Consider the following 12,966-nt stretch of genomic DNA (forward strand, 5'->3'; position numbering starts at 1 on the left):
CATGACCATCAAGGGCAGTTGGTACGAACGCGACAGCCGCTTCATCGCCGCCCACCACCAACCAGCATTGCTGCTCGATCTGGCTCTGGCCCGCGAGCTGGACAGCCATCGCCTGCTGCGCGGCAGCGGCCTGTTCCACGAAGACATTCTCAGCGGTCAGGCGCGCATCAGCCCACAGCAGTTTCTGCAACTGATCGACAACACGCGGCGCCTGCTGGACGCCGACGACAGCAGCTTCCTGTTCGGCCAGCGCCTGCTGCCTGGCCACTACGGCGCCGCCAGCCAGGCCCTGCAGCAAGCCGGCAACCTGCAGCAGGCGCTGGAGTTGCTGACACGTCTGCGCGCCCTGCTCAGCCCGCTGCTAGCGCCGCGCCTGCTGCTCGACGAACAGCGCATCTACATCGTCTGGCTGGATGCCTGCGGCTGCGGCGAGCAACGCCGCTTTCTGCTCGAGGCGAGCATGACCGCCCTGGCCTCCTGCAGCCGCTGGCTGGCTGGCGAACGCCTGCCCTGGCAGTTCGAATTCGCTCACGAGCAGCCACGCTACATCGAACAGTATTGGGTGCACCTGGGAGAAGACGTGGCGTTCGCACGCCAGGTGGACATGATGAGCCTGCCGCGTGAATACCTGGCCCGCCCCTGGCCAGGCGCTTCTCTCACCGCCGGACAGGTGGCCGAGCAACAGAGCCTGACGCAACTGGAGGCGCTGGGATTCTCCGCCAGCCTGCTCGATCGCCTTTACGATCACCTGCACGAGCAGATTCGCGAGACGCCTAATCTGGACAAGGTGGCGCACACCTTCGCCATGAGCCCGGCCACTCTCAAGCGCAAGCTGGGCAAGCACGACAGCCACTTTCAGGAGCAACTCGATCTGGTGCGCAAGCACGTGGCGCTGCACCTGTACCGGGTCAAGGGCTACAGCAATGACGAAGTGGCCGCCTACCTGCAGTTCCACGACAGCACCAACTTCCGCCGCTCGTTCAAACGCTGGACCGGTCTGTCACCCAGTGCGCTGCGTCAGTTGCTGGGTTGATGGCGCGCACCCTGTTGAGGCGATTCGGAGGGGATCGAGCGGGGATGGGCGAACGCCCAAAAAAGAAAACCCCGCGTTCGCGGGGCCTTGCAGACTGTAGTCCTGACATCCTTGATCTGCTCACCATCCTGGCGGCTGTCCAGCGTGTCCTTGTTCGTCTAGGCGCTTCCTGCGCTGAATCCATAAGCGGCATAGTACGCTCGTACCTGATCGACCGACAGTGGCAAAACACGTGACATCGTGTAAGCAATGGCTTACACGAGCTCTCCCTCTTTCAGCCGCTCGACTTTGCTGTGGCGATCCTGGGTTGGGAGAAAGCATTTAGCCATGTTTTTTGCGACGTGCGTCTTGCTAGACTCCATCTTGTCCTACAAAAACAACAGACTCCGACAACGGTGGTCACTGGGGCTAGAGTATGCGCGCAGTCACCTTGCTTCTCGGTTGCCTGGCAACCTGCATCAGCACGTTCTCCCTGGCCAATGGCCAGACCCAACTGGGCGATGTCAAACAGGCCATCGATCAGGCGTTCTGGCAGGATCTCTACGGTAATGGCGGCACCACGCTCTATTGCGGCCAGACCTTCGCCCGCGAAAGCGGCACCCTGACTGCCAGCCCGATCTACAGCAGCAAGCAGCTCAAGAGCGCGATGCGCTGCGTCACCGACCGCCAATGCACCATCATGAATCCGCGCTATCCGTACATCGCCGCCGACCTGCATAACCACTACCCGGCGCTCAGCCGCGTGGAGCTGGCACGACGCAACGCCCAGTTCGCCGAACTGGCCGAAGACGTACCGAGCAAGTTCGCCGACATAGGCTGCGACATGAAAGCCAGCTTCCAGCTGGTGGAGCCGCGTGACGAAGCCAAGGGCAACATCGCCAGAGCGATCTTCTACATGCATGTCGAGTACGACCTGCCCATCGTCGGCCTCACGCCGATGTACAAGGCCTGGCACCGCATGGACCCGGCTGATGCCGAGGAAAAGGCACGCAACGACAAGATCGAGATCCTGCAGGGCACCCGCAATCGCTTTATCGACGATCCCGCGTTGGTGGATCAACTGATCCGCGATTGACCCTGCTCACTGTGGGAGGGGCTTTAGCCGCGACGAAACCACTGCGGATCGCCGGCAAGCCGGCTCCTACGGTTTGTGGACAGACTACCCTCTGCGCTTGTGCAGCGAACGCAGCTTATAGCGGTCACCGGGATGGATCAGCCGTGCATAGCTGATCAGGTGATCGTCCGACCAGGTGCGGCGAATCACGCTCAGGCAAGGCATGGCCGGGTCGATCTGCAGCAGCTCGGCCGTGCGCGCATCCACCAGCACCGCTTCAACCACATGCTCGACATCCGAGATCGGGCAACTGGCGACCAGCACCTCGTTGGGCGTGACCTGGGTGAAGTCGCTCTGCAGGTAATGCGGTACCCAGCGCGGGTTGACGAAGCGGTCCTCGAGCTGGATCGGCAGATCGTCCTGCAGGTGCACGAGGATGCTGTGAAACACCTCCCCGCCCAGGCGCAGCCCCAGACGCAGGGCCACCTCATCATCGGCGGCGATGGCCTCGCAACGCACCACGGTATTGCTGTAGGCATGGCCGCGACCACGCACTTCGCTGGCGATGTTCATCACCTCGTGCAGCGGCGACTCGGCCTTGCGGTCGGTGACGAAGGTGCCAAGCCCGGCCTGACGCACCAGGTAGCCCTTCTGCACCAGATTCTGGATCGCCTTGTTGGCAGTCATGCGGCTGACGGCGAAGTCGCGCGCCAGCTGTTCCTCGGGCGGAATCTGATGATTGACCGGATAGGCACCGCCGTGAATGCGCTCGAGGAGAAAATCCTCGATGGCCTTGTAGCGCGGGGTGGGACTGGTCACGACTGCTCCTTGGAAATGCCCGGTGCGCGGATGATAGCGGAGCGAACCACTCCGCTCCCAGCGCCGTAGCCCGGATGAAATCCGGGAGCCCCGAAACCAGGACCCCGGATTGCGGCTCAGTCTACCGAAGGCAACATGCCGGCCGGCAGCAGCGGCGTCAGCACGCGCTCGGCGAGCAGTGCATCGGCTGCAGCGATGTCCGGGGCGAAGAAGCGGTCTTCGACGTAATACGGCACCTTGGCGCGCAGCGCCTGACGTGCCTGTTCCAACGCAGGGGTGCTCTTTAGCCCTTCACGGAAATCCAGGCCCTGGCAGGCGCCGAGCCATTCCACGGCAAGCACGCCACGGGTGTTGGCGGCCATGTCCCACAGGCGCTTGCCGGCAGCCGGGGCCATGGAAACGTGGTCTTCCTGGTTCGCCGAAGTCGGCAGACTGTCGACGCTGTGCGGGTGAGACAGTGCCTTGTTCTCGCTGGCGAGTGCCGCAGCGGTGACCTGGGCGATCATGAAGCCGGAGTTCACGCCGCCATTGGCCACCAGGAACGGCGGCAGTTGCGACATGTGCTTGTCCATCATCAGCGATACACGGCGCTCGGACAGCGAGCCGATCTCGGCGATGGCCAGGGCGATATTGTCGGCGGCCATGGCCACCGGCTCGGCGTGGAAGTTGCCACCGGAAATCACTTCGCCCTCGGCGGCGAACACCAGCGGGTTATCCGACACGGCGTTGGCCTCGACGCCGAGCACTTCTGCAGCCTGACGCAGCTGGGTCAGGCAAGCGCCCATGACCTGCGGCTGGCAGCGCAGCGAATACGGGTCCTGCACCTTGTCGCAGTCGACGTGGGAGCGGCCGATCTCACTGCTGTCGCCGAGCAGGTGACGGAACGCCGCCGCCGCGTCGATCTGCCCGCGCTGACCACGGGCAGCATGAATGCGTGCATCGAAAGGCGAGCGCGAGCCCAGCAGCGCCTCGACGCTCAGCGCGCCGCAGACGCTGGCAGCGGCGTACAGGTCTTCGGCCTCGAACAGTCCGCGCAGGGCATAGGCAGTGGACACCTGAGTGCCGTTGAGCAGGGCCAGGCCCTCCTTGGCGGCCAGGGTCATCGGCTCCAGGCCGGCGATGGCCAGCGCCTCGGTGGCCGGCAGCCATTGGCCCTTGTGTCGCGCCTGGCTTTCGCCGAGCAGCACCAGCGACATGTGCGCCAGCGGCGCCAGGTCACCGGAGGCACCGACCGAGCCTTTCAACGGAATGTGCGGGTAGACCTCGGCGTTGACCAGGGTGATCAGCGCGTCGATCACCTTGCGGCGGATACCGGAGAAGCCGCGCGCCAGGCTGTTGATCTTCAGCAGCATGATCAGGCGCACCATGGCGTCCTCCAGCGGCTCGCCAATGCCGGCGGCATGCGACAGCACCAGCGAGCGTTGCAGCTTTTCCAGGTCGTCGTTGGCGATGCGGGTCGAGGCCAGCAGGCCGAAACCGGTGTTGATGCCATAGGCGGTGCGGCCCTCGGCGATGATCTGGTTGACGCAGGCGACGCTGGCGTCGATGGCCTCGTGGGCGCTGGCGTCCAGACGCAGTTGCACGGGGGCCTGGTAGGCAGAGCGCAGGTCGGCCAGGGTCAGGTGGCCGGGTTTCAGGTTCAGGGTATTCATCAAGTGTTCTTCCAAAGAGCGTGTTCAAAGTCTCGCGAGCTAGAGCCAAACGGTGGCGCAAATGGCTGAGGACGCGGAGTTTACGAGCTGTAAATGAGCAGTCCGAAGTCGTTTGCAACGCCGTTTGGCCGACGCGCAGCAGACTTTGGACATGCTCTCAGCCGATCATCGGCAGATTCAAACCCTGCTCCTTGGCGCAATCGATGGCGATCTGGTAACCGGCGTCGGCGTGACGCATCACACCGGTACCCGGGTCGTTGGTCAGCACGCGGGCAATGCGCGCGGCAGCTTCGTCGGTGCCATCGCAGACGATGACCATACCCGAATGCTGGGAGAAGCCCATGCCCACGCCACCGCCATGGTGCAGCGAGACCCAGGTCGCACCGCTGGCGGTGTTGAGCAGGGCGTTGAGCAGCGGCCAGTCGGACACGGCATCGGAGCCATCCTGCATCGCTTCGGTCTCGCGGTTGGGACTCGATACCGAGCCGCTGTCCAGGTGGTCACGGCCGATGACGATGGGCGCGCTCAGCTCACCCGAACGCACCATCTCGTTGAACGCCAGGCCGAGCTTGGCGCGCAGGCCCAGGCCGACCCAGCAGATACGCGCCGGCAGCCCCTGGAACGAGATGCGCTCGCGGGCCATGTCCAGCCAGCGGTGCAGGTGGGCATCGTCCGGGATCAATTCCTTGACCTTGGCGTCGGTCTTGTAGATGTCCTCGGGGTTGCCGGACAGCGCCGCCCAGCGGAACGGGCCGACACCGCGGCAGAACAGCGGACGGATGTAAGCCGGGACGAACCCGGGGAAGTCGAAGGCATTGCTCACGCCCTCTTGCTTGGCCATCTGGCGGATGTTGTTGCCGTAGTCGAAGGTCGGCACGCCCATCTTCTGGAAGTCGAGCATGGCCTGCACGTGCACGGCCATGGACTGCTTGGCGGCCTTGACCACGCCAGCCGGATCGGTGGCTGCACGATCCTTGTACTCGGCCCAGCTCCAGCCGATCGGCAGGTAGCCATTGAGCGGATCGTGGGCGCTGGTCTGGTCGGTGACCATGTCCGGGCGCACGCCACGGCGTACCAGCTCCGGCAGGATCTCGGCGGCGTTGCCCAGCAGAGCGATGGAGATGGCCTTGCCTTCGCCGGTGTACTTGGCGATACGCGCCAGGGCGTCGTCGAGGTCAGTGGCCTGCTCGTCGACGTAGCGGCTGCGCAGGCGGAAGTCGATGCTGGTCTGCTGGCACTCGATGTTCAGCGAGCAGGCGCCGGCCAGGGTGGCGGCCAGCGGCTGGGCGCCACCCATGCCACCCAGGCCTGCGGTCAGCACCCAGCGGCCTTTGAGGTTGCCGGCGTAGTGCTGGCGACCGGCTTCGACGAAGGTTTCGTAGGTGCCCTGGACGATGCCCTGGCTGCCGATGTAGATCCAGCTACCGGCGGTCATCTGGCCGTACATGGCCAGGCCCTTGGCATCCAGCTCGTTGAAGTGCTCCCAGCTCGCCCAGTGCGGCACCAGGTTGGAGTTGGCGATCAGCACGCGCGGCGCGTTGCTATGGGTCTTGAACACGCCGACCGGCTTGCCGGATTGCACCAGCAGGGTCTCGTCGTCATTCAGGTTGGTCAGGCTCTCGACGATCTTGTCATAGCACTCCCAGTTGCGCGCGGCGCGGCCGATACCGCCATACACCACCAGCTCCTTGGGATTCTCGGCCACGTCCGGGTCGAGGTTGTTCATCAGCATGCGCAGCGGCGCCTCGGTCAGCCAGCTCTTGGCGGTGAGCGTGGTGCCGCGCGGGGCGCGGATTTCGATATCGCGGTACTTGGTGGTCACAGCGTTTTCCTCTTGTTGTTCGGTGCTCAGAGGCTGAGCAGATGAATCAGTCGCGCCGCCACCTTGGCGGTACGGTTGTCGATGTCGTATTGCGGATTGATCTCGGCCAGGTCAGCCAGGCGCAGCTTGCCGCTGGCCTTGAGCCGTTCGAGCAGCGGCTCGAGCAGTTCCAGACGCACGCCACGCGCGGCCGGTGCGCTGACGCCCGGCGCCTCGCAGGCCGGCAGCACGTCGATGTCGAGGGTCAGGTAGAGCGCGTCGCAATTGGCAGCGAAGGCGTCCAGGTCGGCGCCGATAGCATCGAGGGTCGATTCACGAATCTCGTGATCCTCGCGCACCAGCACGTCCAGTTCGGCGGCGCGGGCGAACAGCGCGCGGGTGTTGCTGGCGCGGCTGACGCCCAGACAGGCATAGCGGAACGGCCAGCCGCGCGCCGCGCACTGTTCGGCGATCTGTGCGAAGGGGGTACCGGAGGAATGTATGTGGGCCGGGTCGCGCAGGTCGAAGTGCGCGTCGAAGTTGACGATGCCGATACGTGGGGCGGCCTGCCCGCTCAGGTGTTCGGCCAGTCCCGACCAGCTACCGAAGGCCACCTCATGACCGCCGCCGATAACCACGGGCAGGTGGCCGGCATCCAAAAGCGCGCAGACATTGCGACCGAGGCGAGCCTGTGCTGCTTCCAGGTCACCATCCTCACAGACGACGTCGCCAGCATCGTAGGCCGGCGCCTGACGGTGCCAGGCCAGGTTGGCCAGCGCCTTGCGCACGCCCTGGGGCGCAGCGGCAGCACCGACGCGGCCATGGTTGCGGCGCACACCCTCGTCGCAGGCGAAGCCGAGCAGAGCCAGGCCCGGCTGACTGTCTTCAGTGAGTGCGCGGATGCGCTGGTGCCAGCGCGCGCTGTCGCTTTCCGGGTCGGTACGACCGCTCCAGGCGGCCATGCTGTGACGATCAGCGAGCATGAGTGATGACCCCTTTGTCATAGCTGATAGCACCCTTGAACACGCGCTGACGCAGGCGCCCGGCTTGCACCGCGTAGGCCAACTCGGCCGGTTGCTGGATATCCCACAGGCACAGGTCCGCCGGGGCGCCGACGACGATGCGCCCCAACTCGGGCAGGCCGAGGGCGCGGGCGCCATGGGCGGTCATGCCGGCCAGGGCCTCGCGCGGGGTCAGCCGGAACAGGGTGCAGGCCAGGTTGGCCATCAGCGTGGGCATGCAGATCGGCGAGGTGCCGGGGTTGGCGTCGCTGGCCACGGCCATCGGCACACCGTACTGGCGCAGCAGCTCGATGGGCGGCAGCTGGGTTTCGCGCAGCACATGGAAGGCGCCGGGCAACAGCACGGCGACTGTGCCGGCCTCGGCCATGGCGCGCACGCCGTCCTCATCCAGGTATTCGATATGGTCGGCTGACAGCGCGCCGTAACGTGCAGCCAGGGCACTGCCACCGAGATTGGACAGTTGCTCGGCATGCGCCTTGATCGCCAGGCCATGCGCCTTGGCCGCCTGATAGATGCGCTCGCACTGCGCCAGGGAAAAGCCGATGCCTTCGCAGAACACATCCACTGCATCGGCGAGCCCTTCACGGGCGGCAGCCGGAATCATCTCCTCGCAGACCAGGCTCACGTAGTCGTCGGCATGCCCGGCATATTCCGGCGGCAAAGCATGGGCACCGAGCAGCGTGGTCAGCACACGCACCGGGCGCAGTTCACCGAGACGGCGGGCCACGCGCAGCATCTTCAACTCGCTGTCGACGGTCAGGCCGTAGCCGGACTTGATCTCCACCGTGGTCACACCATCGGCCAGCAGCGCATCGAGACGCGGCAGGCTGGCGGCGATCAGTTCGTCCTCGCTCGCTGCACGAGTGGCGCGCACGCTGCTGAGAATGCCGCCACCGGCGCGGGCGATCTCTTCGTAGCTCGCGCCTTCAAGGCGCTGCTCGAACTCGACGGCGCGGTTACCGGCATAGATCAGGTGGGTGTGGCAGTCAACCAGGCCAGGCGTCATCACGCCGCCGCGCCCAGCTTCGACAGCGTCCTGAGCCTGCATCTCGTCGAAACTGCGCGACGGCCACAGGCCGGCAATGCGGCCGTTCTCGACAAGCACGGTCATCGCCTCGTCCAGCTGCATCAGCCCATCGAAGAGCTGCACGTCACGCCACAACAGCCGTGAATGGGAATGCACTGACATGGAAGCCTCCACCTGCAATTTGTATATACAATATGAGGCAGGACAGACGCCGTCAAGCCCCTCCCAGTCCTTAAGACCGGAATCAGACAGAACCGGACACGAAAGTCTGCTGAGACTTGGGGAAGGTATGAGAACTATCCATATTGTATATACATAACGCCTTGTCGAATCATCCGGACGGAGGTCGAACAAGGCGACGGCGCCAGGGCGGCGCCGCGAAACGGAGGAGAGGGAGGGGAGCAGGTCGGCATTCAAAGGCACCGCCCCCTCCAATCAACGCACTCAGAAGGTCAAGCGCATGCCCAGCGTCAGGTTGCGACCGGGTAGCAGCACCTCATCCTTGATGAACGAAGTGTGTTCACGGGCCTTGCTGTCGAGCAGGTTGTCACCGCGCAGATAGACCTTGTAGTCGGTCCGGCCGAGGTTACCGCGATAGCCGACGCCGGCACCGAGCATGTTATAGCCGCCGGTATCACCCTCGTAGTCCGCGCTATCACTCTGGCGCTGCACCCGATAGAACTCCAACTGACCGTCGATGGCCGAGGTGAACGCCTGATCCAGGCGCACACCAAGGCGGTCTGCCGGAATACGTGGCAGGTCACCGCCACCCTGACGCAACTTGCCACGCACGTGATCACCGAACAGGGTCATGGCAAAGGCATCAGTGGCCTGGAAGCGCACCTCACCTTCGGCACCGGTCAGCACTGCGTCGTGTTGCCGGTACTCGATTTCGCGATAGCCGGCACCGGGTGAATGACCGCTGTCTGCCGCGTAGATATAGTCGCTGACCTGGTTGCGATAGACGCTCAGGCTAAAGGTGGTGCGCCCAGCGAACTTACGCAGGGTCAGCTCGGCGTTGTGTGCAGTTTCTTCATCCAGATCCGGATTACCCAGCTCAATGGTGCGCGTCGCCGCGTGCGGCCCATTGGCATACAGCTCCTCGGCGGTCGGCAGGCGCTGCGAGCGCGACAGCGAGAAGCCCAGCGAGTACTGCGGCGCGAAGGTCCAGACCGCGCCAGCGGAAACAGAGGTGCCACGGTGACGGGCATTGGACTGGTCGCTGTCGACGTCGATGCGCTGCCACTCGTGACGCAGCCCCAGCTCATATCGCCAGTCATTCAGGCTGTATTCCTCGAGCAGGAACAGCGCGTGATTTCGAGTCAGCGTCGGCGGCACATAGGCCTCTTCGCCCAGCGCCTCGAAGTCACGGCGCAGGGTCTGCACACCCATCACTCCACGCCAGCCGAACACCGGCGCGTGGGTCAGCTCGACACGTGCGTCGGTGGCCTTGTTGTTGAAGGTCGTCGACGCAGTGCCCCCCTCAATTTCGCGGTGCTCGTAATCGCTGTGGCCGACACGCAGGCGTGCGCTTTCGAAACCGGCAAACGGGTCACTGAGCTCGCCACGCAGGTCCCAGCGTTTCTGATCCATGTCGATATAGGGCACGCCTTCGCCATGGTCGTCGTGGTCGTGGTCGTCGTGGCCCCCGTGCCCGTGATCATGGCCATCCACGCAGTGCCAGTTACCGGGGCCATGGGTGTGGCAGTCGGCATGCTCGTGCGCCAGCAGTCCGTAACGATTCTTCTGCCAGGTGTGCGCCAGCCCCAGATAGCCACGCTCACCGACCCAACTGCCGCCGAGCGTGCCCGTTTCGGTATCGTTGTAGGAACCGACCTGCTTGTTCGAACGCGGATCACCCTCGGCACCGGGAATCTCGTATTCGTCGGCATTGCGCTTGAGGCCCTCGACACGCGCCGCGAAGTTGCCGCTGCCGACCGTCAGACCGAACACGCCGGCACTTTCGTTGGCCGCCGTATTGCCGCGCCACTCCAGCTCGCCTTCATAGCCATCAGCCGGAACCTGCGTCGGGATTTTCTTGTCGATGATATTGACCACGCCACCGATGGCACCACCGCCGTAAAGCAGGGTGGCCGGCCCCTTGAGCACCTCGATACGCTCGATCAGCATGGGCTCGACAGTGACCGCATGGTCCGGGCTGATGGTCGAAGCATCGAGCACATCGACGCCGTCGGAAAGCACCTTGACCCGCGCACCATCCTGTCCCCGGATCACCGGACGACTGGCGCCCGCGCCGAATGAACTGCCGCGCACACCGGGCAGCAGGTCCAGCGTACCGCCCAGCGTCGCCTGACGCCGCTCGATCAGCTCGTCGCCTTCAAGCACGGCGGCCGGCGTGGTCATTCGGGCGGCGGAACCCGCCAATGGGCTGGCACTGATTACGGTGGACTCCAACTCGACCGGCTGATTAGCAGCAAGAACTGGAACAGCAGGCAACAGACCGACAGCAACGGCCCAAGCCAATGGATGGCGGGACACCTTCATGAAAACCTCTGGGCAGATCAAATAATGCGCGCGCTGACGCAATGGCGTGTCGAACGGTAAACATTCGATAGGCAACGTTATACCATAACGCTTACAGATCATTATCGAGAATGCAATCGAGCCTGCCAATGACTCCTTTCGCATTTGCTTCTGAAACAAAAACCCCGGCACGCTGGCCGGGGCTTTCATCGAACGCGACTGAACGTCAGAACTGCGCAGCATCCAGCAGATACAGCGACTCGCTACCGGCCTTGACCGACGCACTCAGCGAGTGAATGCGCGGCAGTAGGCGAGCGAAGTAGAAGCGCGCGGTGCCCAGCTTGCTGGCGTAGAACTCGTCCTGCGCTTCCTTGCCCAGCGCAGCACGTGCCATCAAGGCCCACATGTAGGCATAGGCGGTGTAGCCGAACACCTGCAGGTACTCCACCGAGGCCGCTCCGATCTCGTTGGGGTTGTTCTTCGCACGATCCAGTACCCAGGCAGTCAACTCATCAAGGTTCTGCACGGCGGCTGCCAGTGGCTTGGTGAACTCGTCGAGATTGGCATCGGCCGCAGCGATGAAGCCTTTGATCTCGTCGGCCAGATGCTTGTAGAAGCTGCCACCGCTGCCAACGATCTTGCGCCCCATCAGGTCCAGCGACTGGATGCCATTGGTGCCTTCGTAGATCTGGGTGATACGGCAATCCCGAACAAGCTGCTCCTGGCCCCACTCACGGATGAAGCCGTGGCCACCGAAGATCTGCTGGCCATGCACGGTGGTTTCCAGCGCCATGTCGGTGAGGAAGGCCTTGGCCACCGGGGTCAGCAGCGCCACCAGCTCATCGGCGCGCTTGGCGATTTCCTTGTCCTCGCTGTACTTGGCGGTGTCCAGCTGCATGGCGACATAGCTGGAGAAGGCCCGGCCGCCCTCGTTCAGCGCCTTCATGGTCAGCAGCATGCGGCGTACGTCTGGATGCACGATGATCGGGTCGGCCGCTTTGTCCTTGGCCACCGGGCCGGTCGGCGCGCGGCTCTGGATGCGCTCGCGGGCATACTCGATGGCGCTCTGGTAGCTGCGCTCGCCCAGCGCCAGGCCCTGGATGCCAACGCCCAGACGCTCGTAGTTCATCATGGTGAACATGGCATTGAGGCCCTTGTTCACTTCGCCGACCAGGTAACCGGTGGCGCCGTCGAAGTTCATCACGCAGGTGGCCGAAGCCTTGATGCCCATCTTGTGCTCGATGGAGCCGCAGCCCAGCGCGTTTTTCTCACCGAGGGAGCCGTCGGCATTGACCATCACCTTGGGCACGATGAACAGCGAGATACCTTTCGGCCCGGCCGGCGCGTCGGGCAGCTTGGCCAGCACCAGGTGGATGATGTTCTCGGTCAGATCGTGCTCACCGCCGGTGATGAAGATCTTGGTGCCGCTGATCCTGTAGCTGCCATCTGCCTGAGGTTCGGCCTTGGTGCGGATGATGCCCAGGTCGGTGCCGGCGTGCGGCTCGGTCAGGCACATGGAGCCGGCCCAGACACCTGCGTACATGTTCGGCAGGTACTGCGCCTTCAGCTCTTCACTGGCGTGGTTGAGGATCGACAGGCAGGCGCCGGCGGTCAGCATCGGATACAGACCGAAGGACAGGTTGGCCGAATTGACCATCTCCTCGACCTGGGCGCCAATCACCTTGGGCATGCCCATGCCGCCGAACTCCGGCGAACCGCCGACACCGACCCAGCCACCCTCGGCGTAGGTCTGGTAGGCCTCGGGGAAACCGGCCGGGGTTTTCACCGCACCGTTGTCCCAGGAGCAGCCTTCTTCGTCACCACTGCGGTTCAGCGGGGCGATGCTGCCTGCGGTGACCTTGCCAGCTTCTTCCAGGATGGCGCTGGCGGTATCGGCATCGACCACCTCGGCCAGGGCCGGTAGCTCGGCCCAGAGCTTGGAGACTTCGAATACTTCATTGAGCACGAAGCGCATGTCGCGCAAGGGGGCTTTGTAATCGGCCATGACACATCCTCAAAAACGGACTTACGTGAGAGGACCGAGTTTACTTGAACAACTTTATAGACACATAGG

General features: G+C 64.1%; 9 protein-coding genes. 2 read left to right on the forward strand and 7 right to left on the reverse strand.

The annotated features are described in order from the left end of the window. Window position 1: 1 nt before the first annotated feature. Together GV002_RS19830 and GV002_RS19835 are read left to right on the forward strand one after the other, a co-directional pair. Window positions 2–1,033: an AraC family transcriptional regulator gene (locus GV002_RS19830; protein WP_160019974.1), complete on the forward strand. Its 1,032-nt coding sequence runs from the start codon at window positions 2–4 to the stop codon at window positions 1,031–1,033. A 415-nt stretch (window positions 1,034–1,448) separates the two neighbouring features. Then, a complete protein-coding gene (locus GV002_RS19835; protein ID WP_160019975.1) occupies window positions 1,449–2,108 on the forward strand; it encodes an endonuclease in 660 nt (219 codons plus the stop codon). 84 nt (window positions 2,109–2,192) lie between these two features. On the opposite strand, the gene hutC is transcribed toward GV002_RS19835, so the two are convergent. The 7 genes from hutC to GV002_RS19870 all read right to left on the reverse strand — a co-directional run bounded on the left by hutC (window position 2,193) and on the right by GV002_RS19870 (window position 12,897). Beyond that, window positions 2,193–2,906, reverse strand: a complete 714-nt coding sequence (gene hutC, locus GV002_RS19840) for a histidine utilization repressor (protein WP_160019976.1) — start codon at window positions 2,904–2,906, stop codon at window positions 2,193–2,195. Between the two features lie 116 nt (window positions 2,907–3,022). Then, on the reverse strand, window positions 3,023–4,558 hold the full coding sequence (gene hutH, locus GV002_RS19845; protein ID WP_160019977.1) for a histidine ammonia-lyase: 1,536 nt from the start codon (window positions 4,556–4,558) through the stop codon (window positions 3,023–3,025). Between the two features lie 157 nt (window positions 4,559–4,715). Next, complete coding sequence (gene hutU / locus GV002_RS19850) at window positions 4,716–6,380, reverse strand: urocanate hydratase (RefSeq protein ID WP_160019978.1); 1,665 nt, start codon at window positions 6,378–6,380, stop codon at window positions 4,716–4,718. A 26-nt stretch (window positions 6,381–6,406) separates the two neighbouring features. Next, entirely contained in the window at window positions 6,407–7,342 is a 936-nt protein-coding gene (gene hutG, locus GV002_RS19855; RefSeq protein WP_160019979.1) for a formimidoylglutamase, read from the reverse strand. Next, window positions 7,332–8,570 carry an imidazolonepropionase gene (gene hutI / locus GV002_RS19860; protein WP_160019980.1) on the reverse strand — a complete coding sequence of 413 codons (1,239 nt, stop codon included), beginning with the start codon at window positions 8,568–8,570 and terminating at the stop codon, window positions 7,332–7,334. Before hutI ends, hutG begins: the two co-directional genes overlap by 11 nt. A gap of 282 nt (window positions 8,571–8,852) precedes the next feature. Further along, window positions 8,853–10,913, reverse strand: coding sequence for a TonB-dependent receptor (locus GV002_RS19865; protein ID WP_160019981.1), 2,061 nt, complete (start codon window positions 10,911–10,913; stop codon window positions 8,853–8,855). Window positions 10,914–11,118: 205 nt separating this feature from the next. Further along, entirely contained in the window at window positions 11,119–12,897 is a 1,779-nt protein-coding gene (locus GV002_RS19870; protein WP_160019982.1) for an acyl-CoA dehydrogenase C-terminal domain-containing protein, read from the reverse strand. Window positions 12,898–12,966: the final 69 nt, after the last annotated feature.

Origin of the sequence: Pseudomonas sp. 8O, assembly GCF_902506495.1 — a bacterium.
Taxonomy (GTDB): Bacteria; Pseudomonadota; Gammaproteobacteria; order Pseudomonadales; family Pseudomonadaceae; genus Aquipseudomonas; species Aquipseudomonas chaetocerotis.